The 24,768-nt window shown below is 68.5% G+C and carries 26 protein-coding genes; 12 read left to right on the plus strand and 14 right to left on the minus strand.

Annotated features, from left to right (window positions below):
• Positions 1-430: 430 nt before the first annotated feature.
• Complete coding sequence (locus tag RS883_RS07005; RefSeq protein ID WP_315764167.1) at positions 431-1,336, minus strand: NAD(P)/FAD-dependent oxidoreductase; 906 nt, start codon at positions 1,334-1,336, stop codon at positions 431-433.
• Between the two features lie 87 nt (positions 1,337-1,423).
• On the opposite strand from RS883_RS07005, the gene RS883_RS07010 reads away from it, so the two are divergent.
• From RS883_RS07010 to rplS, 4 genes are read left to right on the plus strand one after another with little or no spacing between them, the layout of a single operon-like run.
• Positions 1,424-1,684 (plus strand): AbrB/MazE/SpoVT family DNA-binding domain-containing protein, encoded by a 261-nt coding sequence (locus RS883_RS07010; protein WP_315764169.1) that lies wholly within the window; start codon positions 1,424-1,426, stop codon positions 1,682-1,684.
• On the plus strand, positions 1,677-2,060 hold the full coding sequence (locus RS883_RS07015; protein WP_315764171.1) for a type II toxin-antitoxin system VapC family toxin: 384 nt from the start codon (positions 1,677-1,679) through the stop codon (positions 2,058-2,060). The genes RS883_RS07010 and RS883_RS07015 overlap by 8 nt, the downstream gene beginning before the upstream one ends.
• Positions 2,057-2,794 carry a tRNA (guanosine(37)-N1)-methyltransferase TrmD gene (trmD, locus tag RS883_RS07020; protein WP_315764174.1) on the plus strand — a complete coding sequence of 246 codons (738 nt, stop codon included), beginning with the start codon at positions 2,057-2,059 and terminating at the stop codon, positions 2,792-2,794. Before RS883_RS07015 ends, trmD begins: the two co-directional genes overlap by 4 nt.
• Entirely contained in the window at positions 2,791-3,180 is a 390-nt protein-coding gene (gene rplS / locus RS883_RS07025; RefSeq protein WP_315764176.1) for a 50S ribosomal protein L19, read from the plus strand. Before trmD ends, rplS begins: the two co-directional genes overlap by 4 nt.
• Before the next feature lie 164 nt (positions 3,181-3,344).
• Here the strand turns inward: rplS and RS883_RS07030 are convergent, their stop codons facing one another.
• Positions 3,345-4,376: a ferritin-like domain-containing protein gene (locus RS883_RS07030; protein ID WP_315764178.1), complete on the minus strand. Its 1,032-nt coding sequence runs from the start codon at positions 4,374-4,376 to the stop codon at positions 3,345-3,347.
• 16 nt (positions 4,377-4,392) lie between these two features.
• Positions 4,393-5,355, minus strand: a complete 963-nt coding sequence (locus tag RS883_RS07035; RefSeq protein WP_315764180.1) for a ferritin-like domain-containing protein — start codon at positions 5,353-5,355, stop codon at positions 4,393-4,395.
• Positions 5,356-5,527: 172 nt separating this feature from the next.
• On the opposite strand from RS883_RS07035, the gene RS883_RS07040 reads away from it, so the two are divergent.
• Complete coding sequence (locus RS883_RS07040; protein WP_315764183.1) at positions 5,528-6,283, plus strand: Crp/Fnr family transcriptional regulator; 756 nt, start codon at positions 5,528-5,530, stop codon at positions 6,281-6,283.
• 266 nt (positions 6,284-6,549) lie between these two features.
• Here RS883_RS07040 and RS883_RS07045 read toward each other — a convergent pair whose 3' ends face one another.
• The 3 genes from RS883_RS07045 to RS883_RS07055 all read right to left on the minus strand — a co-directional run bounded on the left by RS883_RS07045 (position 6,550) and on the right by RS883_RS07055 (position 10,083).
• On the minus strand, positions 6,550-7,257 hold the full coding sequence (locus RS883_RS07045) for an anti-sigma factor (protein WP_315764185.1): 708 nt from the start codon (positions 7,255-7,257) through the stop codon (positions 6,550-6,552).
• On the minus strand, positions 7,247-7,804 hold the full coding sequence (locus tag RS883_RS07050; protein ID WP_315764187.1) for a sigma-70 family RNA polymerase sigma factor: 558 nt from the start codon (positions 7,802-7,804) through the stop codon (positions 7,247-7,249). The genes RS883_RS07045 and RS883_RS07050 overlap by 11 nt, the downstream gene beginning before the upstream one ends.
• A 341-nt stretch (positions 7,805-8,145) precedes the next feature.
• Complete coding sequence (locus RS883_RS07055) at positions 8,146-10,083, minus strand: PAS domain S-box protein (RefSeq protein ID WP_315764190.1); 1,938 nt, start codon at positions 10,081-10,083, stop codon at positions 8,146-8,148.
• A gap of 204 nt (positions 10,084-10,287) precedes the next feature.
• Here RS883_RS07055 and RS883_RS07060 point away from each other — a divergent pair, with 204 nt between their 5' ends.
• The 5 genes from RS883_RS07060 to RS883_RS07080 all read left to right on the plus strand — a co-directional run bounded on the left by RS883_RS07060 (position 10,288) and on the right by RS883_RS07080 (position 14,102).
• Complete coding sequence (locus RS883_RS07060; protein WP_315764192.1) at positions 10,288-10,458, plus strand: hypothetical protein; 171 nt, start codon at positions 10,288-10,290, stop codon at positions 10,456-10,458.
• Positions 10,458-11,288 carry an MBL fold metallo-hydrolase gene (locus RS883_RS07065; protein WP_315764193.1) on the plus strand — a complete coding sequence of 277 codons (831 nt, stop codon included), beginning with the start codon at positions 10,458-10,460 and terminating at the stop codon, positions 11,286-11,288. The genes RS883_RS07060 and RS883_RS07065 overlap by 1 nt, the downstream gene beginning before the upstream one ends.
• Positions 11,289-11,312: 24 nt before the next feature.
• A complete protein-coding gene (locus RS883_RS07070; RefSeq protein WP_315764195.1) occupies positions 11,313-11,834 on the plus strand; it encodes a ferritin-like domain-containing protein in 522 nt (173 codons plus the stop codon).
• Positions 11,835-11,911: 77 nt separating this feature from the next.
• A complete protein-coding gene (locus tag RS883_RS07075) occupies positions 11,912-13,432 on the plus strand; it encodes a tryptophan halogenase family protein (protein WP_315764197.1) in 1,521 nt (506 codons plus the stop codon).
• Positions 13,433-13,475: 43 nt separating this feature from the next.
• On the plus strand, positions 13,476-14,102 hold the full coding sequence (locus RS883_RS07080) for a trimeric intracellular cation channel family protein (protein ID WP_315764199.1): 627 nt from the start codon (positions 13,476-13,478) through the stop codon (positions 14,100-14,102).
• Here the strand turns inward: RS883_RS07080 and RS883_RS07085 are convergent.
• The 3 genes from RS883_RS07085 to sppA are packed head-to-tail and all read right to left on the minus strand — an operon-like array spanning position 14,099 to position 17,259.
• A complete protein-coding gene (locus RS883_RS07085) occupies positions 14,099-14,767 on the minus strand; it encodes a DUF2490 domain-containing protein (RefSeq protein WP_315764201.1) in 669 nt (222 codons plus the stop codon). The two genes, RS883_RS07080 and RS883_RS07085, sit on opposite strands and share 4 nt — an antisense overlap.
• Before the next feature lie 39 nt (positions 14,768-14,806).
• Positions 14,807-15,370 (minus strand): GNAT family N-acetyltransferase, encoded by a 564-nt coding sequence (locus tag RS883_RS07090; RefSeq protein WP_315764204.1) that lies wholly within the window; start codon positions 15,368-15,370, stop codon positions 14,807-14,809.
• Positions 15,367-17,259: a signal peptide peptidase SppA gene (gene sppA / locus RS883_RS07095; RefSeq protein ID WP_315764208.1), complete on the minus strand. Its 1,893-nt coding sequence runs from the start codon at positions 17,257-17,259 to the stop codon at positions 15,367-15,369. Before sppA ends, RS883_RS07090 begins: the two co-directional genes overlap by 4 nt.
• Before the next feature lie 200 nt (positions 17,260-17,459).
• On the opposite strand from sppA, the gene groES reads away from it, so the two are divergent.
• Positions 17,460-17,750, plus strand: a complete 291-nt coding sequence (gene groES / locus RS883_RS07100) for a co-chaperone GroES (RefSeq protein WP_096342122.1) — start codon at positions 17,460-17,462, stop codon at positions 17,748-17,750.
• Positions 17,751-17,799: 49 nt separating this feature from the next.
• A complete protein-coding gene (groL, locus tag RS883_RS07105; protein WP_315764212.1) occupies positions 17,800-19,437 on the plus strand; it encodes a chaperonin GroEL in 1,638 nt (545 codons plus the stop codon).
• A 147-nt stretch (positions 19,438-19,584) separates the two neighbouring features.
• On the opposite strand, the gene glsA is transcribed toward groL, so the two are convergent.
• The 5 genes from glsA to RS883_RS07130 all read right to left on the minus strand — a co-directional run bounded on the left by glsA (position 19,585) and on the right by RS883_RS07130 (position 24,767).
• Positions 19,585-20,496: a glutaminase A gene (glsA, locus tag RS883_RS07110; protein WP_315764215.1), complete on the minus strand. Its 912-nt coding sequence runs from the start codon at positions 20,494-20,496 to the stop codon at positions 19,585-19,587.
• Positions 20,497-20,548: 52 nt separating this feature from the next.
• A complete protein-coding gene (locus RS883_RS07115; protein WP_315764217.1) occupies positions 20,549-21,472 on the minus strand; it encodes a TraB/GumN family protein in 924 nt (307 codons plus the stop codon).
• Positions 21,473-21,689: 217 nt separating this feature from the next.
• The gene (locus RS883_RS07120; protein ID WP_315764219.1) at positions 21,690-22,541 is read right to left on the minus strand and encodes an RDD family protein; all 852 of its coding nucleotides are present in this window, start codon (positions 22,539-22,541) and stop codon (positions 21,690-21,692) included.
• Positions 22,528-23,529, minus strand: coding sequence for a stage II sporulation protein M (locus RS883_RS07125; RefSeq protein ID WP_315764222.1), 1,002 nt, complete (start codon positions 23,527-23,529; stop codon positions 22,528-22,530). Before RS883_RS07125 ends, RS883_RS07120 begins: the two co-directional genes overlap by 14 nt.
• Complete coding sequence (locus tag RS883_RS07130; RefSeq protein WP_315764225.1) at positions 23,529-24,767, minus strand: DUF58 domain-containing protein; 1,239 nt, start codon at positions 24,765-24,767, stop codon at positions 23,529-23,531. Before RS883_RS07130 ends, RS883_RS07125 begins: the two co-directional genes overlap by 1 nt.
• Position 24,768: the final 1 nt, after the last annotated feature.

A 24,768-nucleotide genomic window follows, 5' to 3' on the forward strand; every position in this document is an offset into this window, starting at 1 on the left:
CCAATCCGCTGTTCGCGCGTCTTTTTCGGGAGTTGCGTGCAACATTTGAGAGAGGCTCATGATCACGACGGTCGCAACGTTGCTCCTGACGGTCTCAGCACCCGCGCCTGTACAGGCTCGCTGCTCGTCTTTTGAGACGCTGTCGGCCGCGGATCAGAAGCAATATGGCTCCCGCTATCGCCGCCGCCTGCGCACAAAGGGGCGCGAGGTCGCCGACCAATGGGTCCGCACACAAGTGTGTCCAGAAGCCCGCGCCGCCTTGCGCCAGAAACGCGGCGGTCCGCCTACCGACAAGCAGGGTCGCCCTTGCAGGAAGACCAGGACAGAGATGCGCCCGATCACCAGCGGCGGAAGCATGACGATGATCCCGAAGCAGGTGTGCGTCAGGTGAGTGCAGCGTGACGGAATCGTGATCGTAGGCAGCGTGCGCTCAGCGCCTCAGCGGCGTCGCCTCGCTCAAGGCGTTGCGGATCGTCGTCGCGGCGACACCCGCCTGGCCCATCGCGTTGGAGATCTGGTCCAGTCCGAGCACGACGTCGCCCGCGGCGAACAGGCCAGGGACCGATGTCCGCATATGGCTGTCGACCTCCAGACAGCCTTCGTCCGTCGCGTTGGCGCCCGCCGCGATGGCGAGATCGGAGCGGATGATCGAGCCGAGCGCGGGATAGACGCTGTCGAACCGCAGCGATCCTTTGGCGGTCTGGACCCGGAGCTGGTCACCCGCGATCGCATAGTCGCCGCACGGCCCCTCGACCCGCGCGATCCCCGCGTCGTCGAGCTTGCGGCGGCAGGTTTCGTCGAGATCGTGGGCCGCCGGCGCAATCAGCGTGACGTCCCTGGTGTAGCTGCGCAGGAACAGCGCCTCGCGCATGCCGTGGTCGCCGGTGCCGATCACGCCGACGCGCCGGTCGGTGACCTCATAGCCGTCGCAGATCGGGCAGTAGCGGAGCAGCCCGCGTTGCAACGCCTCGTCGTGAAGGTCGTCGTCCATCTCCTCCGGCCGGCGATTGACCACGCCGGAGGCGAGCAGCACGGTCCGCGCCTGCCACTCGCGATCCTCACACGCGACGCGAAAGCGCTGGTCGAGCGGTTCGATGGCGGTGACGCGGCACGGTTCGACCTCGACGCCGAACTCGGCAGCCTGGTCGCGCATCCGCCGCAGCAGCTCCGTCCCCGCGATGCCGCCGGGATAGCCCGCGTGGTTATGCGTCCGCGGGATCAGCGCCGCGCGGCTTGACCCGCAGTCGAACACGCGCACCCTGAGGTGGAAGCGCGCGAGATAGATGGCGGCGGTCAGCCCGGCGGGGCCCGCGCCGACAATGATGGTGTCCTCCATGCCGCGCGTAAGCGATCGATGCGGCGAAGGTTCCTTGCGGATCAAAGGGCGAGGACGTATATACTGGCGGTATCTACGGAGCTGTCGATGGGCAAGATTTACCAGGCTAAGATTTTTAAGTCGGGAAATTCAGTGGCACTGCGTTTGCCGAAAGCGATGGGGCTTAAGGAGGGGATGGAGATGACGCTGCGTGAAAACCCGCGGGGCTTCGATGCCGAGCGGGTCGAGCGTGAAGGGCGTATCGACCTGACCGGGATCGCCGGCAGCATTCCGGATCTTAAGCCGTTGACCGCAGAGGATCGAGAGATCGAGAGCAATCTTGATTTCAGCGCGCTTCGTGATGGCTGATGCGCGCTTTCTGCTCGATGCGAACATCCTGATCTACGTCCTTGCCGATGCGGCGGGTCCGGCGACGAGGCGGCTTGAGCAATGCCATTGGGGTGAAGCCGTGACCTCGGCCATCGCCTATGCCGAGGTGATGCGAGGCATTGATCGCGCTCGTCCCGATCAAGCGTCGGCCGCCGATCGGCTCTTCGAGATCGTCGAAGTTCAGCCCTTCGATGGTGAGGCGGCGCTTGCCTATGCATCGTTGCCCTTTCGCCGGCACCGCTTCGACCGCCTGATCGCCGCGCATGCGCTGTCGCGCGGGTTGACGCTGGTCACCAACCATTCCGGCGACTTTGCCGACATCCCCGGCCTCATCGTCGAGAACTGGTCCGAATGACGTTTCGTGCTTCTGTACTGACGCTCTATCCCGAGATGTTTCCGGGGCCGCTCGGGCTGTCGCTGGCGGGCAGGGGGCTTCGCGAGGGACGGTGGTCGCTCGACGCGGTGCAGATCCGTGACTTCGCGACCGACAAGCATCGAAGCGTGGACGACACCCCCGCGGGCGGCGGCGCCGGGATGGTCTTGCGCGCCGACGTGCTGGCTGCCGCTTGCGATTCCGTGGGTTACGACCGGCCGATGCTGGCGATGAGCCCGCGCGGGCGCCCGCTCACCCAGGCGCGGGTGCGGGACCTAGCGGCCGGGCCGGGCGTCTCGATCCTGTGCGGGCGGTTTGAGGGGTTCGACGAACGCCTGTTCGAGGCGCGCGCGATCGAGCCCGTGTCGATCGGCGACTATATCCTGTCCGGCGGCGAGATGGCGGCGCTGACGCTGCTTGATGCTTGCGTCCGGCTGCTTCCCGGCGTAATGGGCGCCGCTTCAAGCGGGGACGACGAGAGCTTCGAAAGCGGCCTTCTCGAATATCCGCAATATACCCGACCAGTCACATGGGAAGGGCGCACGATCCCCGAAGTGCTGCGATCGGGGGATCATGCGAGGATCGCGGCGTGGCGCCATGCCACCGCCGAGACCGATACACGGCTAAGGAGGCCGGATCTTTGGGAGCGCCACACCGGCGTTCGGGTCCAGTCTCCCTCTGGTGCGCGGCGAAACGATTGGGACGAAGACACATGAACCTGATCCAGCAGATCGAGGCGGAACAGATCGCCAAGCTGCTTTCGGCACGCGAAATCCCCGACTTCCGCCCCGGCGACACGCTGCGCGTCGGCGTGAAGGTCATCGAAGGTGAGCGGCGCCGCGTCCAGAATTACGAGGGCGTGTGCATCGCGCGCTCGAACAAGGGCATGGGCTCGAACTTCACCGTTCGGAAGATCTCGTTCGGCGAGGGCGTCGAGCGTGTCTTCCCGCTCTATTCGCCGAACATCGATTCGATCGAGGTGGTTCGCCGCGGCGTCGTGCGCCGTGCGAAGCTCTATTACCTGCGTGGCCGCACCGGCAAGTCGGCGCGTATCGCCGAGCGTCGCGACCCGCGTCAGACTGCGGCTGCCGCCGCCGACTAATCGGCCCGGCATCGACGCCTATCGAAAGGGGCGCGGCGGGACATCCTGCCGCGCCCCTTTCTGCATGAAAATGGGGCCGTTTCGACGCTCTGCCGGAACGGCCCCCGAGGCATACGCCGCCGCCGCCTGATATGGGAGGGTACGGCGCGGCGTGGGAGAAAGGGTCAGTTCGCGGCGCTGGTCCGCAGGCTGCCGTTGAGCCCCGAAGGGAAGAAGCCGCCCTGCGACACCGCCGACTTGTTGAGATAGGCGATGTTGAGCACCTGGCCCGGCGTCCGGCTGAACGCGATGCCGCTCGAGTCCGTCGGTACGATGTTCGACGTGAGCGTCGCGCCGCTGCCCGACGGACGGATGCCTTGGTCGAGATCGCTCGTCCCATCCAGACTGTCGCGCGCGTTCGAGATCGCCTCGGTCGCGTCTATCAGCGCCGGCGTCGCCAGTCCCTTGCGGAACAGCACCGTGCGGATCAGGCCGGCATGGTACGCCTCGGCCGCGTGGATGCCCGCCGCCGCCTCGATAAAGGCCTTGGTGTTGAGGAAGCTGACGGCACCCTTGTACGCGGTGACGCCGACATCCTCGAAGATGAAGGCGGCGAGCAGGAAGTTTTCGTCGCTGGCATAGGCGTCGAAGCTTTCGCCTGCCCCGACCAGCCCGGCGGCGCGCGCCGCGCTGGAGAACGCACCCGTCGCGGCGGTGCCGATGTCGATCGCCGGCATCGCCACCCGCGCCGACATCAGCGCATTGCGCAGGAAGTTGACGTGCTCGCGCTCGTCATTGGCGATCTCGCGCGCATAGGCGGCGACCAGCGGGTCGGTGAAGTTGACGCGGCGGCCGCCCGTCACCGTCCCCTGCGTGCCGGTGCCGGTCAGCTGATCGGCCGGCAGGCCGCTACCCGTCGCGGCGAAGGCATAGAACTGCGCCTCCAGATATTCGAGCTGAAGCGCGAAGTTGAGCACGTCGGCCTCGCTCGGTGCCGCCGAGGTGGGCGAGGGGGTCGGCGTGGGTGTGGGCGTCGGCGACGGGGTGGGGGTCGGGTTGACCACCACGTCGTCGTCATTGTCGTCGCACGCGGCGAGCAGCCCGGCGCCAGCCACGGCAACCGTGGCGGTGCGAGCCATGCGCAGCATTGCGCGGCGGCTTTCCCGACGCGCTTCGCCAGCGCCCAGGATTTCGAGAATCAGGTCCTGATTTCGCATGTCTGCCTCCCCTGGCTCAGTTTGACGCGCTGGTGCGGATGGTGCCGTTGACGCCGGCGGGGAAGAACCCGCCGCGGTCGGTCGACATGCGGTTGAGATAGGCGATGTTGAGCGTCTGGCCGGCCGATCGGCTGAAGGCGATGCCGTTGGCATCGAGCGGCGCGATGTTGCTCACCGTGTTGCCGCCGGTGCCCGACGGACGCACGCCCTGGTCCAGGTCGCTCGACCCGTCCAGGCTGTCGCGCGCGTTGGAGATCGCCTCCGTCGCGTCGATCAACGCAGGCGTCGCGATCCCCTTGGCATAGAGCGTCGTCCGCACGATCGCGGCATGATACGCCTCGACCGCCAGGATCCCGGCCGCCGCTTCGAGGAAGGTCTTCGACGTGATCAGCGGGGCTGCGCCCTTGTAGGCGGTGACGCCGACATCCTCGAAGATATAGGCCGCCAGCAGGAAGTTCTCGTCGCTGGCATAGGGGTCGAACGTCTCGCCCGCGCCGATCAGCCCGGCCGCGCGGGCGGCGGCGGAGAAGGCGGTGTTCGGGCCGACGCCGATGTCGATCGCCGGCTGCGCGACGGCGGTGTTGGTGAGCGCGTTGCGCAGGAACTCGACATGCGCGCGCTCGTCGGCGGCGATTTCTCGCGCATAAGCGGCGACGGCAGTGTCGGTGAAGTTGACCCGGCGTCCGCCGCTGACCGCGCCGGCCGTCCCGGTGCCGCTCGTCAGCGAACTCGGCAGGCCCTCGCCGGTTGCCGCGAACAAATAGAATTGCGCCTCGAGATATTCGAGGTTGAGGGCGAAGTTGAGGATGTCGCCATCGGACGGCGCGGTCTGCGCAACGACCGGCGCGGTGCGGGTCGCGATCGCCGCGCCACCGGCGACGGCCGCGGCCACCCCCATGGTGCGGAAGAAATCGCGTCGGCCCTCACGTCGACGCTCACGCGCGTCGAGGACCTCGATCAAGTCAGGCGTCGCTTCCATGCCATCCTCCCTCTTTTGAGTGATCGTGCGACGAACCGCGAGGATGGAGGTTGCAGCATGAACCTGCGGGGGTCCGATTGTGCGCACAATACTGAAGTTATTCGGTCCGCCCTGCATCCGTTCGCCCGGTTGAGGCGAAACTAACAAGGGATAACTTTTGGTTTGTGAGCCTATGTATCGCACGGAACATCGGATCGATCGCACCGACCGCGTTGACGGCGTGAGCTTTGCCAACGCGTTCCTTGCGGGCCTCTCTCGCGACGATGCACGAGCGGTCGCCGCCACCGCCATGCGCGTCACGCTGGCAAGCGGCGATCCGGCGGTGCCCGAGGGGCAGCAGGCCTCGCTCTGGCTGCCCGAGACCGCGGTGCTCTCGTTCGGAGAGGCGCTGGGCGGGCGGCTGATCGAATGTGGGATCATCGGGCGTGAGGGGCTGGTCGGGTGGGAGCCGGCGACCGGCATCGCGCCCTCCGCCGCGATCGGGGTGCTGATCCGTGGGACCGCGCTGGTGGTGCCGGGCGAGCGGGTGTCGGCCTTGTGTGCCGAGCGGCCGACGCTTGCTGCGGCACTGCTGCGCTATCGTGAAACCCTGGTGGCGCAGATGCGCGCGACGATCGCCGCGCGGCTCCACTGCCGGCCGGAGGCGCGGCTGGCGCGCTGGCTGTGCATGCTCCACGACCGGGTGGAGGGCGATACGCTCGACATCACGCATCTGCGCCTTGCCGACTTCCTCGCCTCGCGCCGGGCGGGCGTGACCGACAGCCTCCATCTGCTGGAGGGCGAGCGCGTGCTGCGGTGTACGCGCGGCAAGATCGTCGTGCGCAGCCGTGCCGCGCTCGAGCAGGCCGCTGGCGAATGCTATGGCGCGGCGGAGCGGGTCCACCGCGCGCTGGTGGGGCCGTTCGGGAAAGTCGCCGCGGCCGCCTAGGGTCAGGACCCATTACTGGCAATGGCCGTGACGGAGCCGATGTGGCCGCGCGGGTAGGAGCAAGGAGGGAGCGATGTATTCACATCGTGACCGACGCGCGACGCCGCCGTGCGGCCACATCGGCCCGCCGCGAAGCGGTCGCCCGGAGCAGCCCGCCGAGCGTCGTCGCTTGCTTGCGCGTAGCGACAGCTACGTGACTGCGCTGCGCTCCTCGTCGGCGGGCTGCTCCTGGCGATCACGACCGTTGCCAGTAATGGGTCCTGACCCTAGAGCCGCGTCAGCCGCGCGGTGCCCAGGATCGTGCCCGACGGTGCCGGATGCGGCGCTCCCTCGGCAGGCTCCAGCGTCAGCGCCAGCACCGCGCCATCTTGAAGCAGCTTGGCCACTTCGGGCGAGATGACCAGCCGGCTTTCGCCATCGCGCGCGAACTGGCCGAGCGAGACGGGTGCGGCGTCACCGGCGATAAGCCACAGTTCGGGTTCGCCGCTGCCCGCGGGAACCGCGATCGCACGCAGGTGCAGCGCGCCCTCGGCGCCCAGCCGCGCGGCGATCATCGACGCGCCCTTGGCATCGGGAAGCTGCGCGAGCAGCGTCCGCGAATCCTGCGGCGGCGGCGGCGCGGCAAGCGGGGCGGGGACGGGCCGCAGCACGAGCACTGCGCCGAGCACCGCCGCCACCGCGCCCAGCGAGATTGCCGATGCGCGCCAGCGCCGCAGGCTCCGCAGCAACCCATCGTTGGCGGGCACGCGCAGTCGCGCCTCGATTTGCGGCCACAATCCCTCGGGCGCGGCCGCCGGCTCGATCTCGTCATAGAGCGGCGCCAGCCGCGCTTCCCAGCGTGCTACTGCGGCGGCAAAGCCAGGGTCGCTCGCGACGCGCGCCTGCGCGGTCGCCGCCTCGGCCCCGGTCAGCAGCCCCAGCACCCATTCGGCCGCGAGATGCTCGTCGTCGTCCAGGGCCGGATCAGTCTGCATCGAGGCAGAGGCGAAGGCGGTCGAGGCCGCGGCGGATCCAGCTCTTCATCGTACCCAGCGGCACCGAGGCGTGCTGCGCCAGTTCGGCATAGCTGTAGCCGTCGAAGAAGGCGGAGCGGATGAACTGCCGCTGGTGCTCGTCGAGCAGGCGCAGGCACTGGACCAGGCCGATCCGCTCGTCCGCCGGCATCGGCGCCGAAGCGGTGCTCGCGATGCCGCGGTCGGCCAGGTCGGTGCCGTCGGCATCCTCATGCCGCCGCTCGCGGCTGCGCCGGCTGTCGATCGCGCTGTTGCGGGCGATCGTCGCCATCCAGGTGATCGGGCTCGCCCGCCCCGGCTCGAAGCTGGCGGCGCGATCCCAGATCTTGAGATACACCTCCTGCAACACGTCCTCCGCCGCCTCCCGATCATGCAGTACACGCAGCACGACGCCATAGAGCTTGTTCGACGTGCGCGCATAGACACGTGCGAAAGCCGCACGATCGCCCTGCGCAGCAAGCGCCATGTCGTCGTTCAGCCGCGCGCGCGCTGCATCCGCCTCGGCCATGCTTGCCCCTCCTTTACCCGGCCTTCGTTGTACGCGCCGGTCAAGGCAATGGAAAAGGGTAGAAATCTACCATAGGGTCAGGGCCCATTACTGGCAATGGCCGTGACGGAGCCGATGTGGCCGCACGGGTAGGAGCAAGGAGGGAGCGATGTGTTTGCATCGTGACCGACGCGCGACGCCGCCGTGCGGCCACATCGGCCCGCCGCAAAGCGGTCGCCCGGAGCAGCCCGCCGAGCATCGTCGCTTGCTTGCGCGTAGCGACAGCTACGCGACTGCGCTGCGCTCCTCGTCGGCGGGCTGCTCCGGACGATCACGACCGTTGCCAGTAATGGGCCCTGACCCTAATCTACCAACGCGGGACGGCGCAACATCGCCGTCAGTTCGGGCAGCGAATAGGGCTTTCGGATCAGGTCGAAACCGTGGCTGCCTTCCTGCGCCAGGACATGGCTGTACCCGCTGGTGAGCGCGATGCGCAGGCTCGGCCAGCGCCGCCGCAACTCGCGCGCCAGGTCGATGCCGTTCACCCCCGGCATGACGATGTCCGAAAAGACGAGGTCGAAGCCGCCGTCCGCCGCCTCCACTTCCGCGATCGCGGCGGCGGCGCCGGTCGCCAAAGTCGCGTCCTGCCCAAGCTCGCGAAACAGCCCGAGCGCGAAGCGGCCGACAATCTCGTTGTCCTCGACCAGCAGCACACGGCGGCGCGGCAGCGTCGGCTCGTGTGCCACCGCGTCGCCCGGTACAGCCACCTGCGGCTCGCCCGGATCGACCTGCGGGAGGTAGATGGCGAAGCGGGCGCCCTTGCCCGGCTCGCTTCCCACCGACACCTCGCCGCCCGACTGCTTGGCGAAGCCGTAAACCTGGCTGAGACCCAGGCCGGTGCCCTTGTTGATCGCCTTGGTCGTGAAGAAGGGCTCGAACACGCGCGACAGCGTCTCGGCATCGATCCCGCCGCCCGTATCGGCAACCTCGATCGCGACGAAGCGCCCGCTCGCGGCAGCGTGGCCGCGGACCGCCGGAACGCGATCGACGTTGCGCGCGGCGATCGTCAGCGTGCCGCCGTCGGGCATCGCATCGCGCGCGTTGACGACGAGGTTGAGGATCGCGGTTTCGAGCTGGTTCGGATCGACCTCGACCCAGGCTAGGTCGTCGGCGAGAGCCAGCTCGAGGCGGATCGTCGTGCCCACCGTCGAGCCGATCAGGTCGGTCATCGTCCGCACCCGGTCGGCGACGGCGAAGCGCTCGGGTTGGAGCGGCTGGCGGCGCGCGAAGGCGAGCAGCTGGCCGGTCAGCGCGGCGGCGCGATCGGCGGTCTCGGCGATTGCGTCGACATAGCGAACCCGCTTCTCCTCGGCCAAGTCGGCGCGCTTGAGGAGGTCCGCGGAGGAGCGGATGACGGTCAACAGGTTGTTGAAGTCGTGCGCGACGCCGCCGGTCAGCCGGCCGATCGCCTCCAGTTTCTGGCCCTGAACCCGCGCCTCGCGGCTCGCCTCCAGCTCGGCCTGCGCACACTTCTTCTCGGTGATGTCGCGCGTGACCTTGGCGTAGCCGGTCAGCTTGCCGCTCTCGTCATGGATCGCGTCGATGACGATATGCGCCCAGAATTCCTCGCCCGACTTACGGACGCGGATCGCCTCCTTCTCGAACCGACCCTCCCCCCGCGCGATGGCGAGGGCGCGCTCGGGCTCGCCCGCGGCGCGGTCGGCCTTGGTGTAGAAGCGCGAGAAATGCTCGCCGACGATTTCCTCGGCGCGATAGCCCTTGATCGCCTCCGCGCCCGAATTCCAGTTGGTCACCCGTCCGTCGGGATCGAGCATGTAGATCGCATAATCGCGTACGCCTTGGATGAGCACGCGAAACCGCTGCTCGCTCTCGCGCAGCGCCAACTCCGCCTCGCGCCGTTCGGTGATGTCGCGGGTGATCTTGGCGAAGCCGATCAGCGCGCCCGCATCGTCGCGGACGGCATCGATGACGACATGCGTCCAGAAACGGCTGCCGTCCTTGCGCACGCGCCAGCCCTCGGCCTCGAACTTGCCTTCTGCCGCTGCCGTCGCGAGCGCGCGGGCGGGAAGGCCGGACGCGCGATCCTCGTCGGTATAGAAGCGGGAAAAATGCTGACCGACGATTTCGTCCGCGGTGTAGCCCTTGAACCGCTGCGCGCCCGGATTCCAGCTCGCGACGATGCCGTCGGGTTCGAGCAGGTAGATCGCATAATCCTGGACCGCATTGAGAAGCAGTCGGAGGCGTGACTCCTCGCTCAACGCCATCAATCGACCCGCCATAGGCGCGGCAATTCCCTTCTATCACCCCGTTCAACGACCGCATCTCTCGCACAAGCGGCGGTGAGGATCGATGATCCATGTAAGAAATTGCCTGTGCTGCGCAGTGAGCCGCATCAAAGATCCAGTAAGTAGCTATAAAATATCAGGAAAAGGAACGCGCAGCGCAGCATCGGGTTGATCGCCGGTATGTCGGCGGAGGCGCGGATGGCGAATGATGGCAGGTTCGGAGCGCCGGTGGCGATCGCGGCGGGCGCGTTGATCGCCGGGATCTGGATCGTCAGCGCGGTGCGGCAGCCCGCGCTCGACCGGCGCACGCGTGAGCGGCTGGGGCGGACGGCGGCGGTGCCCGACGCTTCGACGATCCGTATCGGCTGATGCGCATTCATCACCTCAATTGCGGTACCTGCTGCCCGGTCGGCGGGCGGCTGTTCGACGGACAGACCGACGCGGCGCTGGCGCATCTCGTCTGCCACTGCCTGCTGATCGAGAGCGAGGCGGGACTGGTGCTGATCGACACCGGCTATGGCCTGCGGGAAGTCGACGCGCCGCGGCCGCGCCTCTCCCCCTTCTTCCTGGCGCTCAACAATCCGCAGCTTCGACGCGAGGAGACCGCGGTCGAACAGGTCCGACGGCTCGGGTTCGATACCGCCGACGTCCGGCACATCGTCATCACGCATCTCGATTTCGACCATGCCGGCGGGATCGAGGACTTTCCCAACGCCGCCGTCCACCTGACCGCGCGCGAGAAGGAGGTCGCCGATGCGCGCGCGGGCGGGGCCTTCGTGGGCACGCGCCGCTATCGCCCCTGCCAGTGGGACGAGGCGGAGAACTGGCGGTTGTATCCGCTCGGCGGCGGCGAGCGCTGGTTCGGGTTCGATGCGGTACGCGATTTGGAAGGATTGCCGCCCGAGATCCTGCTGATCCCGCTCGCAGGACACACCTGGGGCCATGCGGGGGTCGCGATCGATACGCCCGATGGCTGGCTGCTCTACGCCGGTGACGCCTATTTCTTTCATGGCGAGGTGGGGCCGGGTCCCTACCGCTGCCCGCCCGGCCTTCGCGGCTATCAGACGCTGATGGAGGTCGACCGCGCCGCGCGGCTCGCCAATCAGAGGCGGCTGCGTGCGCTCTCGCGCGAACATGCGGGCGAGGTGCGGATGTTCTGCGCCCATGACGCGACCGAGTTCGCGCTGCTCGCCACCTGACCCGAACTCCGAAGGAGACGAACCATGGCCAGTCCCGAAAACGCCGCTCTCGACCTCTACATCACCGGTCTGCGCAACGCGCATGCCGTCGAGAAGCAGGCGCTGTCGATCATGACGCCGCAGGTCGAGCGGATCGAGAACTATCCCGAGGTCGCCGACCGCCTGCGCGCGCATATGGACGAGACGCATGGGCAGATCGCGCGGCTGGACGAGATCCTCGCGCAGTTCGACACGAGCAACTCGGCGTTGAAGGACATCGCGCTCAGCATGTCCGGCGGCATGGCGGCAATCACGCACAGCGCCGCGGGCGACGAGATCCTGAAGAACAGCTTCGCCAACTATGCCTTCGAGCATTTCGAGATCGCGGCGTATTCGTCGCTGCTGACGCTGGCCGACGACAATGGCTTCCATGGCGCGGCGGCGCTGCGCCAGTCGCTGTCGGAGGAACAGGCGATGGCCGAATGGATCGAGAAGTCGCTGCCGCTGGTGACGCGGCGCTATGCCGAGCTTTACGCCACATCGGGACAGATGGCGGCGAAGGTCTGATCCTCCATCCTGCTCGCGAACGCGGGGGTGGACGAAAGGCGGTTCACCCCCGCGCCAATCCCCCCTAGGATCGCCGGATGGAGGGGCGTTCGATCATCGTCGTCGGCGGCGGCACGTCGGGTTGGCTGACCGCCGCCTATCTCGCTCGCGCGTTCGAGGGACGCGTGAGCATCACGCTGCTCGAAAGCCCCGGTATCGGCATCATCGGCGTGGGCGAGGGTGCGTTTCCGACGATCCGCGAGACGCTGCGCTACATCGGCATCGACGAGGCGCGGTTCGTGCGCCAGGCAGGGGCGACCTTCAAGCAGGGGGTGCGCTTCGACGACTGGCTGCACGCGCCCGCGGGCAAGCGCCGCCACCGCTATCTCCACCCGTTCGAGCCGCCCTTTCACGGCGGCGAGGCGAGCCTCGTTCCCTATTGGCTGCTGAAGGATGCGGACAACCGCCCGCCCTTTGCCGAGGCGATGACGATCCAGAACCGGGTCGCCGAAGCGGCGCGCGGTCCCAAGCGGCCGGGCGAGGGCGAGTATGACGGTCCGCTCGCCTATGCCTATCATTTCGACGCCCATCGGCTGGCCGACCTGCTCCGCACGCGCGCGATCGAGCTTGGCGTGCGGCATCTGGAGGGCGTGCTCACCGGCGTGGAGCCCGACGGCGCGGGCGGCATCGCCCGCATCCACAGCGACGCGCACGGGGCGCTGGCCGCGGACCTGTTCGTCGACTGTTCGGGCTTTCGCGCCGAGTTGATCGGACGGACGCTCGGCGCCTCGTTCCGCTCGGCCAAGGCGCATCTGTTCACCGATCGGGCGCTCGCCTGCAAGATCCCCTATGACCACCCCGACGCGCCGATCGAGAGCGTGACGACCGCGACTGCGCATGAAGGCGGCTGGATCTGGGACATCGGGTTGCAGGGGGCGCGGGGCCTCGGCTGCGTCTTTTCGAGCGCGCATGTATCCGACGGGCGCGCGGCCGAGATTCTTCGCGGCTATGTCGGTCATGATCGCTTCAATGCGCGGATCATCCCGTTCGAGCCCGGCTATCGCGAGACGCAATGGGTCGGCAACTGCGTCGCCGTCGGCTTGTCGGGCGGGTTCCTGGAGCCGCTCGAATCAACCGGCATCGTCCTGATCGAAGCGGCGGCGGCGATGATCGCCGAGCTGTTCCCGTTTGGCGGGCCGATCGATGCGCCTGCGGCCCGCTTCAACACGTTGATGACCGCGCGCTATGCGGCGATCACCAACTTCCTCAAGCTCCATTACTGCCTGTCCCGGCGCGACGAGCCGTTCTGGCGCGACAATGTCGCCGCCGCATCGATCCCCGACGCGCTGGCGACGCTGTTGGCGCAATGGCGGCACCGTCCGCCCAGCCGCTTCGACTTCACCGTCGATGTCGAGAGCTTCGCCTGGTTCAACTATCAGTACGTCCTCTACGGCATGGAGTTCGAGACCGACCTGTCGGGCGCGCGCGACCGGTTCGGCGACGCCGAGCGCGCCGAACGTTGGTTCGAGCGTATCCGCGGCTTCGGCCGGCAGGCGGTGGCGGACTTGCCGGAGCACCGCGCGCTGGTGCGGCAGCTCGAAGGCGGCGTGTCGGCATAGGCCGCGACTTGCCCCGATGCGCTGCCCGCCCTAGCGCTCCGCCATGACCCCGCCTTCCTTCGATCCCGGGCCGATCCTCGTTTGGCTCGATGGCTTCGGCATCGCGATGTTCGCGGCGTCTGGCGCGATCGCGGCGGCGCGGGCGCGCCAGACGTTCGTGACCGCCGCCTTCTTCGCACTCGTGACGGGCGTGGGGGGCGGGACGTTGCGCGACCTGCTGATCGGCGCGCCCGTCTTCTGGGTGGTCGATCCGTGGATGGCGCTGATCGTGCTCGGCGCGTCGCTCGTCATCTGGGTCACGCCGGAGCGGTGGTGGGCGGGGCAGGGGCTCGACTGGCTCGATGCGATCGGACTGGCGTCCTATGCCGTGTTCGGCGCGGCGAAGGCGTTCGGGCTGGGCGTGCCGCCGGTGCCCGCGTTTCTGATGGGGATCGTGACCGCGTGCGTCGGCGGCATCATCCGCGACGTGCTGGCGGGCGAGCCGTCGATCCTGATGCGGCCGGAGCTCTACGTCACGGCCGCGGCGCTCGCCTCGGCCTTGTATGTCGGGCTTCGGCTCGCAGGCTTTCAGGGGTTCGGCGTCAGCCTGATCGCCGCCAGCGCCGGCTTCACGCTGCGGGCGATGGCGATCCGCTACAAGCTCGGCCTGCCCACCTATCGCGGCTATTAGAGCGCGAGGAACACCGCGACGTTGGCGATGTGGTTGCTGCGGTTCTCGCCGGCGCGGAACACCGTCTGGTTGAGATAGCCGGGTTCGATGCGCAGCTTGGGGGCGAGCGGCAGGCCGACGCCGACGAAGTTGCGCCACTGGTCGACGCCGCTGCGCGAGCCCCAGGCCGTGTCGTTGAGGTTGAAGAACCCCTCGGTATAGGCGACCGCCTGGACACGGCCCTCGTCGGCGATCGGCGCCTGAAGGCGGACGAACTGGCGCAGGCGCCAACCGGTGTCCTCACGCCCCTCGATCATCCGCTGTTCCAGCCGGGTGCGGCTGATGACCAGCGGCGCGCCGCTGCCGGTGCGCAGGCCCACGAACTGGACCTGCTGCCACACGCGGTGCTCGGTCGTGGCGGTCCCGAGCTCGGGATCGGTGCGGACAAAGGCATAGCCGATGACGGCATGGGCATCGCGCGCGACGCGTGCGCCGATCGCCGGGCGGATCAGCGTCTGGACGCCGCCGCCGAAATCATCGGTCAGCCGGACCTGACCCTCGGCCCAGACGAACAGGTCGCCCTTGACCGCGCCGTTGGCGGTGAAGGCGCCCCAGCCCTGGACGTCGTCCTCGGCCATGGCGGGGGTGGCGGCGAGCGCGGCGGCAATCAACAACAGGGAACGCATGGCCCCTCTTGGCGAAGGGGGGACAAGCGGGCAACCCCGTCAGTCGCGGACCAGGCCGACCTCGCTGAACGGGCGAACCTCGCGCGGCGGGCTCGCCGCCTCGGCCAGCTCGCATTGCCAGAAGCCGATGTCGATCCAGCGACCGAACTTGTACCCGGCCTCGCGGATCACGCCCGCGCGGCGGAAGCCGACCTGCTCGTGGAGCTTGATCGAGGCGTCGTTGGGCAGCGCGATCGCGCCGATCGCATGGACGAAGCCCTGCGCACGGAGCGTGTCGAGCAGCGCCTCATAGAGGAGGCGTCCGACGCCGCGCTGCTGCGCATCGCCCGCAAGGTAGATCGAGGTCTCGACCGTCCAGTGATAGGCGGGGCGATCGCGGAAGCGGCCGGCATAGGCATAGCCGACGACGCCGCTGCTCACCCCGTCGCCGTTGGTCGCGACGAGCCACGGATAGAAGCCGTCGCTCGATCCCATGCGGCTGCGCATGGCGCGCGCGTCGGGCGCCTCGTTCTCGAAGCTGACGGTGCCCGACAGCACGAACGGCGCATAGATGGCGGCGATCGCGGCGGCGTCGGCAGCTTCGGCGGGGCGGATCGCGATCATGGCAGCGCGCGCCCGATCATGAGCTCGGCGAGCGCCCGGTCGGCGGCGGTGGGCGTCGCAGGCGCGAAGCCGGAGCACTCCAGGCAGCGGGCCTGGACCGACTGGCCGCCGAGCAGGCGGCGCACGTCGCCGAGCGCCTGGCCCAGCCGCGCGCGGCGGTCGGCGGTGACGCGTGCGAACAGGTCGCCGCCGATCCGCGACTCCTCCGAGCCCTTGTCGCGATCACGCTCCTGCTGCCACGCCTCGGCAAGCTGCGCGGCCCAGCTCGGCTCCTTGTCGAGATAGACGGGGCGGACCTTGGCGGGGTCGAGCTTGGCGCGGCGCGCCGCCTCGGCGATCGCGTCGGCCAGACCCCCGAAGCGATCGACCAGCCCGATCTGGCGCGCGGTGCCGCCGTCCCAGACGCGACCCTGGCCGATCTCGTCGACGCGCGCCGGCGCCAGCTTGCGCGAGGCGGCGACCACGCCGACGAAGCGGCGGTAGATGTCCTCGATCGATCCTTGCAGGATCGCATCGAACGCCGGGGTGGTGCCGCCGAACACGTCGGGCTGCCCGGACAGCGGCGTCGTGCGAACGCCGTCGCTGGTCACGCCGATCTTGGACAGCGCGTTCTCGAACGTGGGGATGATGCCGAACACGCCGATCGAGCCGGTGATGGTGTTGGGCTCGGCGAAGATCAGGTCGGCGGGAGTCGAGACCCAGTACCCACCCGAAGCGGCAAGGCCGCTCATCGAGACGATGACGGGCAGACCCTGCGCCTTGGCCTGGAGGATCGCCTGACGGATCTTCTCCGACGCCAGCACCGACCCGCCGGGCGAGTCGACGCGGACGACCAGTGCCTTGAGCTTCTTTTCGGCAAGGCCCTTCAGCACCAGGCGCGCGATCGTGTCGCCGCCCGCGGTGCCCGAGCCCGCCTCGCCATCGACGATCTCGCCGGCGACGGTCACGACGCCGATCGCGTCGCCCGACGTAGGCAGCGGGTTGGCGGAGAGATAGTCGGCGAGCTTGATCGTGTTGTAGCTGCCCGCGGGCTTGCCGGCCGGCGCGCCGGCGAGTTCGGCGACGCGCTTGCCGAACGCGATCTCGTCGCCGGTCTTGTCGATGATGCCCGCCTCGACATTGGCACGGCTGAGATCGCCGCCGGCTGCCTGCACCATCTCGGCCGGGCGGTTGAGGAAGTCGGCGACGCGCGCCTTGGGGCGCGCCTTGGCCACCAGTTCCTGCCAGCGGCCCAGGATCGCGCCATAGAGCGCCTGGTTGGCGGCGCGCGCCTCCGGCGACTGGTCTGCGCGCAGGTAGGGCTCGACCGCCGACTTGTACGTGCCGACGCGATAGATGTGCGCGTTCACGCCCAGCTTGTCGATCAGCCCCTTGTAGTAGAGCTGCGATCCGCCCGGACCCATGAACGCGGTGCCGACCAGCGGGTGCGCCCAGATCTCGCTGGCATTGGCGGCGATGAGATAGCCGGCATCGGTATAGCCGAGCGCATAGGCGAGGACGGGCTTGTTCGCGGCGCGAACGCGGCCCACCGCCTCGCCGACCTGAGCCACCACCGCGGGATAGCCGCCGGTGAAGCTGTCCATATCGAGCACGACCGCCTTCACCTTCGGATCGGTGCGGGCAAGGTCGAGCGCGCGGATCACGTCGCGCAGCCGGGTCTGCTTGGTGACCTGTCCGCCGGCCAAGCTCGCGAACGGGTCGGTCTCCTGCGGCTGTTCGACGAGCTGACCGTCCAGCGACACCACCAGCGCGCCGTTGCTGACGGTCGCGGGGTTGGGCCGCGCGGACAGAAGCGCGAACAGCGTGACGAAGAACAGAAGCATGAACAGGAGGACCAGCGCGTCCTTCACGCCGACCAGCAACTTCCAGGCTGCACGCACCAGCTTCACGTCGCAAAACTCCTTCGCATCGGCGCATCGCGCTAGAGCATCGCCGCGTGACAGGCAACGGCGTCTTGGGCGCGTAACACAGCGCAATTTAGATGCCCCGGGTTCTTGACGAAGCAACCCTGCCGGAACATATCCGCGACCGTTAGCACTCGGGGGAGCTGAGTGCTAAACATGCTCACATCGCTTTGAGAGGAAGGCGCATGAACTTTCGTCCGCTGCACGACCGCGTGCTGGTCCGCCGCGTCGAGGCCGAGGAAAAGACGGCTGGCGGCATCATCATCCCCGACACCGCCAAGGAAAAGCCCCAGGAGGGCGAGGTCGTGGCGGCCGGTGCCGGTGCCAAGAACGACAAGGGCGAGATCAGCCCGCTGGACGTCAAGGCCGGCGACCGCATCCTGTTCGGCAAGTGGTCGGGCACCGAGGTCAAGGTGGGCGGCGAAGACCTGCTCATCATGAAGGAAAGCGACATCCTCGGCATCGTCGAGGCGTAAGTCCTTACTCCTTCTTCCTTCTTTCCAATTCAACTGAAAGGGTAGCCACATGGCAGCCAAGGACGTGAAATTCAGCCGCGACGCGCGTGAGCGCATCCTGCGCGGCGTCGACATCCTCGCCGACGCGGTCAAGGTCACGCTGGGGCCCAAGGGCCGCAACGTCGTCATCGACAAGAGCTTCGGCGCGCCGCGCATCACCAAGGACGGCGTCACCGTCGCCAAGGAGATCGAGCTCAAGGACAAGTTCGAGAACATGGGCGCGCAGATGGTGCGCGAAGTGGCCTCGAAGACCAACGACGTCGCCGGTGACGGCACGACCACCGCGACGGTCCTCGCCCAGGCGATCGTCCGCGAGGGCATGAAGTCGGTTGCGGCCGGCATGAACCCGATGGACCTGAAGCGCGGCATCGACCTGGCGGTCGAGAAGGTCGTCGCCGACGTCAAGGCGCGCTCGAAGCCCGTCTCGGGCTCGTCGGAAGTCGCGCAGGTCGGCATCATCTCGGCAAACGGCGACAAGGAAGTCGGCGAGAAGATCGCCGAGGCGATGGAGAAGGTCGGCAAGGAAGGCGTCATCACCGTCGAGGAGGCCAAGGGTCTCGAGTTCGAGCTGGACGTCGTCGAGGGCATGCAGTTCGACCGCGGCTACCTGTCGCCCTACTTCATCACGAACCCCGAGAAGATGTCGGTCGAGCTCGCCGATCCGTACATCCTGATCCACGAGAAGAAGCTGTCGAACCTGCAGTCGATGCTGCCGGTGCTCGAGGCCGTGGTGCAGAGCGGTCGTCCGCTCCTCATCATCGCCGAGGACATCGAGGGTGAGGCGCTGGCCACGCTCGTCGTCAACAAGCTGCGCGGCGGCCTGAAGGTCGCGGCCGTCAAGGCGCCGGGCTTCGGCGATCGTCGCAAGGCGATGCTCGAGGACATCGCCGTCCTGACCAAGGGCGAAGTCGTCAGCGAGGATCTGGGCATCAAGCTCGAGAGCGTCACGCTCGGCATGCTCGGCACCGCCAAGCGCGTCACCATCGACAAGGACAACACCACCATCGTCGATGGCGCCGGTGATGCCGACTCGATCAAGGGCCGTACCGAGGCGATCCGTCAGCAGATCGAGATCACGACCTCTGACTACGACCGCGAGAAGCTGCAGGAGCGTCTGGCCAAGCTTGCGGGCGGCGTTGCCGTCATCAAGGTCGGCGGCGCGACCGAGGTCGAGGTCAAGGAGCGCAAGGATCGCGTCGACGACGCGCTGCACGCGACCCGCGCGGCCGTCGAAGAGGGCATCGTCCCCGGCGGCGGCACGGCGCTGCTCTATGGCACGCGTGCGCTCGACGGCCTGACCGGCTCGAACGAGGACCAGACGCGCGGTATCGACATCGTCCGCAAGTCGCTGACCGCGCTGGTTCGCCAGATCGCCAGCAACGCGGGCCATGACGGCGCGGTCGTGTCGGGCAAGCTGCTCGACCAGACCGACACCTCGTTCGGCTTCAATGCGTCGACCGACACGTACGAGAACCTGGTTGCGGCCGGCGTGATCGACCCGACCAAGGTCGTTCGCACCGCGCTCCAGAACGCGGCGTCGGTCGCGGGCCTGCTCATCACGACCGAAGCGACGGTCGCCGAGCTGCCCGAGGACAAGCCCGCGATGCCGGCGATGCCCGGCGGCGGCATGGGCGGCATGGACTTCTGATTTCGGACCGGGGCAGCAAGCGCTGCCCCGGACACGAAATCGGAACGGACGGCGGGGCCAAGGCCCCGACCGACGGCGCGGCTCCGCTGCGCCGGTCCGCCAGAAAAAGGGGTCGGGGGTTCAAACCTCCGGCCCTTTTTTCGTGCATTACTCGACCGGCGGCCCGAACACCGACCAGCCGGTCTTCGTCGTCAGCATCTCCAGCGCGCGCACGCCCAGGATCGAGTTGCCGTGCTGATCGAGGTTGGGCGACCACACCGCGATCGACGCGCGTTCGGGCGCGATCGCCAGGATGCCGCCGCCGACGCCGCTCTTGGCGGGGAGGCCGACACGAACCGCAAAGTCACCCGATCCGTCATAGTGGCCGCAGGTCATCATGAGTGCGAGTACCGTCCGCCGCCGCGTCGCACATTGGTCCGCGGCCTCGTCGGCGCCGCCCAGCCGGGTGGCGGTGAGGAAGCGGCCGGCCAGTGCCAGCCCGGCGCAATCGACCGAGATCGCGCATTGCCGCCGATAGCCATCGAGCACCCGATCTAGGTCGCCGGTCAGGTTGTCGTGATGCTTCATGAAGCTCAGCATCGCCATGTTGAGGTCGCCGCCTTCGCCGAGCACATCCTCGTTCAGTGAGACGGCCTCGGCGCCGATCTGATCGCGCACGCAGTCGACGACACGGTCGCGATCGTCGCCGTCGGCGAGCAGCAGGTCGACGACCACCAGCGCGCCGGCGTTGATGAAGGGGTTGCGCGGGATGCCCCTGGTCCGCTCCAGATCGACCATCGAGTTGAACGGGTCGCCCGACGGTTCGCGCCCTACGCGCTTGAACACCGCGTCGCCATGGCGCTCGAGCGCGATGTCGAGCGCCAGTACCTTGCTGATGCTCTGGATGGGGAAGCGGGTGCCGGCGTCGCCGGCGGTCAGCACCCGGTCGGGCAGCGCCACCGCGATGCCGAAGGGGCCGGGCGCCGCATCCTCGTCCTTGGCGTCGGCGGCGCGTTCGATCTCGGCGGCGTTGGCCGCGATTTCGCGGGCGATGTCGTCAATGATGGTTTGAAGGTCCATCACCGCCCAACGTGCGTTCCGCGCGGACGGGTCCGCCGGAACGCGGCGTTCGTCAGTATCTTACCCGCGTCACCTTGATCTTCTTCTTCTCTAGCGCGGCGATGACGCTGTCGCGGCCGGCGAGGTGACCCGCACCCACCGCGACGAACACCGTGCCGGGCTTGTCCATGCGCGCGTCGATCCAGTCGGCCCAGCGCTGGTTGCGGTCGGTCAGCAGGATCTTGGCGACCTCCGGCGTGTCGGTCAGCCCCTCGTTCATGATCGCGCCGAGCTTCTCCGGATCACCCGCGGCCCAGGCAGCGACCATGTTCTCGATCATCGGCTGGATGCGCGGCAGTTCGGCGACGGTTGAGTTGAGCAGCGCGATCTGCGCCGAGTCCGACATCGATTCGAAATAGCCGAGCTGCTGTTCGGCGGTCTCCAGCCCGGTGACGGTCTTGCGCGCGGTCTTGGCGGCGGCGGTGATCTGCGCTTCGGCACCCTGCGCCGGATCGTAGCCGAGCTTGATGAGCGGCAGCAGCGACAGGTTGGTGGAGGCGAACCACGGATCGGTACGGTCGAACACGTTGGCGGGCAGGCCGAGGTCGGACAGCGCCTTCAGGTACGCCGCCTTCTTGTCGGGTGCGAGCTTGTCGGGAAGGGCGGGGCCGCTGGTCGTGATCGCCAGCCGCTGGATCAGGCTCTGCATCGCCTGCGGGTCGGGCATCACCATTTCCAGCACGACCTCGTCGCTGGCGTCGAAGGCGCTGCGCACACCCTCGTCGAACCAGCTGAGACCGGGCTTGAGCACGTGGATGGTGCCGAACAGATAGATCGTCGTGTCGTCATCGCGAACGACCCACAGCGCCGGGTCGGCATCGACGGTGGCGGCGGGCGCGGGCTGTGGTGCGGGTTGCGGCGCGGTCTGCGCGGACAGGCTCATCGGCGAGGCCGCGAGGCCCAGGGCAATCAGCAGCTTCTTCAGACGTGTCGGCACCGGCAACCTCTCTTCGCGACGAGGGTGCTGGATAGCCGGTTCGCGCGCGTTTGCCAGTGGCTAACCGGCGCTTGCCGAGGGGGCGAATCATCTCGGCAAGCGCCGCGGGGCGTTCCGGGGGTGAATCGGACGCGCCCCGTATCTTCGCGAGTGCAGCAAAAAGGCTGGCGGCGCTAGGGGGGATCGCTCATCGGCCCGGCGCATGCGACGAAGCCATTCAGGCTGCGTCGAACTTGTCGCGCTTGCGCTGACCGAACAGCAGCCGCCGCTCCAGATGGCGGCGCAGCGCCCGGTAATAGGCATCGAGAAACGCACGGTCGCCGGGCACGTCGTAACGCCCAAGCTTGGCGCGGATCGTGTCGGCGACGGCGGCCATCGCCGCGGCATCGTCGCGACGAAGCACGTCCTCCAGCCGATGCAGCTCGTACTGGCCATAGACTTCCAGCTCCTCGGCCGAGAAGTCGATGGCGTGCGCCGCCTCGCCGCGCATCAGGTCGCTGCCGATCTTGCGCCGCTCCGCCTCGATCACCCAGGTGCCCGCGATCAGGTCACCGGCACGAAGGCGGTCGCGGTTGAACAGCGGGAAGAACAGGAAGATCGCGGTCCAGGCGAGGCCGAACCCCGCGGTCCACTGGTCGGCTAGCCCGCGCGACCCCGAAAAAGCAAGGAAGGTGAGCGGCAGGAACACCTCGATCTCGCGCATCAGGTTGCGCGCGACGATCGCGCCGCCGGTCAGCCGGCCGCCGTCGCGCGCGACGACGCGCAGCTTCATCACGCGCTTGCCCAGCGTCGCCGCACGGCCGCCGCTCTCACCCAGGATGAAGTAGAAATTGCGCAGGAAGAAGAAGCCGAGCAGCCAGAGGATCAGCATGACGTTGCCGATCGAGCCGCCGAAGCCGGTGTGAAAGGCGAGCAGCGCCAGCGTCACCCCGATCAGGATGCCGAGCATCAGCAGCGCGTCGATGATGAACGCACCCGCGCGCGCGCCGGCACCCGCCAGGCGCAGGTTGAGCGCAACGCCCTCCGGCGTCACCAGCCGGCGGCCGAGTCCGACCTTAACGCGCGCCAAGCCGGCGGCCCCCCAAGGCGAAATAGGTGGTCCAGAGTGCCAGCATCGCTGCCGCGACGGCAAAGCGCGCATCGTCGGTGCGGATGAGCTGTCGCCCGAACCCTTCGAGCAAGCCCGCAACCAGCAGCATGATGACGACGCCGATCATCACGATCGCCGCCCGCTCACCGGCATGGCGCGCCGCGGTCAGGCGGCTGCGTGGCCCGGGAAAGGCGACGGCGCGGCCGATGTGGAAGCCGGCCGCCGCCGACAGGATGATCGCAGTGAGCTCGGTCGTGCCGTGGATCATCAGCCAGCCGGTCAGCCCCCAACCGAGCCCCTTGGGAACATAGACGGCATAGAAGGCGCCGAGCAGCGCGCCATTGGAGGCAAGCAGCAGCATCGTCGGCACGCCGAATGCGAAGCCGAGCGCGAAGACGAGGATCGAGATCTGCGCATTGTGGGTGAACAGCGCGGTCGCGAAGATCTCCAGCCCGCCCTGACCGGGCGCGTCGTAGAGCGTGCCGCGCAGGAACTGGACGCCCGCCTGCGGATTGCGGCCGTTGGCCAGGCCCGGCGGCACGATCGCGTCGAACCAGCCCGGATCGGCCAGGATCAGCGCATAGCCTGCCGCCGCCGAGGCCATGAACAGCGCGAATGCGAGCAGCAGCTCCGGCACGATCCCGCGCACCGCAGCGGGCCAACCCTGCCGGAAGAAGCCAACGACCTGACGCCCCCAGGGCTCGCGCGCCGAATAGAGGAGGAAATAGGCGCGGGTCGACAATTGCTCGAGATAGCCGATCAGGTCGGCATCCAGCGACGTCTCACGCGCGATCGATAGGGCCGACAGCGTTGCGCGATAGAGACGCGGCAGCTCGACCAGCTCAGCCTCCGACAGGCGGCGGACCGATCCCTTCTCGACACGCTTGAGCAGCGATTCGAGCCGCGCCCAGTCGCTCTCGCGCTCGGCGCGGAAATGGTCGGGGGTGAAGATCGCCTGGCTCGCCATCACGGCCGCTCCCGCAGCGAGAGATAGCGTTCGACGAGCGCGAGCGGCGCGGCGTCGGGCGCAGCCTCGATCACATCGATGCCCTGACGCTTCAATCGCTCGACGACGATCCTGCGCTCGCGCAGCAGACCGTGCGCGACATTGGCGCGGGTGACGTCGTCGGCGCTGGCCGGGCGGGCGTCGGCGAACTGCATCAGCTCGGTATCGTGGAACAGCATGAACAGCAGGCGATGGCGCCGCAGCAGCCGCCCCGCGGCGGCGAGCATCAGCTCGGCGGCGGTCGGGTCGGGAAACTCGGTGAACAGGACGATCAGCGACCGCCGGTCGAGCCGCTGGTCGAGCAAGGTGAGGGCGAGCGTAAAATTGGTCTCGTCGCTGCCATAATCGATGTCGGCGGCGTGAGCGTGGAGCCGCGCAAACGCCGAGCCGCCGCCCAGGCTGCCCGAATCGACGCGGGGGCGGGCGTCGAAGGCGAACAGGCGGGCGCGGTCACCGGACTTCAGCGCGACGAACGCCGCCAGCAGCGCCGCCGAGACCGCGCGGTCAACGCGCGGCACGCCGTCGACCGGCTCCGCCATCGATCGTCCGCAATCGACGGCGAGGACGATGGGGTTGTCGCGCTCCGTGCGGTATTCGCGGGCGAGCAGCGAGAGGTGGCGGGCAGACGCCTTCCAGTCGATCGTGCGGCGGGCCATGCCCGGCTGGAAGCCGGTTAGCGCCTGGAACTCCTGACCCTCGCCCGCCTCGACGCGCATCCGCTGACCGAATTGCGGCGCGGTGAGGTGCTGGCGCATCGCCGCTTCGCGTACGCCGGCGATGTCGGGGGTGACGCGGACCGCGATGTCGGCGGTGCGCGCGCGCTGCCATGCGCCAAGGCCCAGCGGACCGCGTGCGCGTGCCCAGAGCCGGCCGATCCGCGCGGTACCGCGGCGGACGGCGCGGTAGCACAGGGGGCTCTCCTCGACGAGCGGGTCGCTGACGTCGGCGGCGAAGTCGAGCTTGGCGCCGGCGATCTGCGGGCGGATTTGCACTTCGGTGCCGACGGGCACGGCGCCGGGCACCGCCACCTCCAGCGGACCGCGCACGCCCGAGGCGAGCATGCCGTCGATCAGCACCATCAGCGCGACGCCCAGCGCCCACAGCACCGCGATCGCCCAGCCGCCCGGCGCGACGACGCCGAGCGCCAGCGCGGCGGGCGCCGCGACCAGCGCCAGCATCGCCGCACGGGGCGTGGGCACG

The sequence above is a fragment of the Sphingomonas sp. Y38-1Y genome (assembly GCF_032391395.1).
GTDB lineage: Bacteria > Pseudomonadota > Alphaproteobacteria > Sphingomonadales > Sphingomonadaceae > Sphingomonas.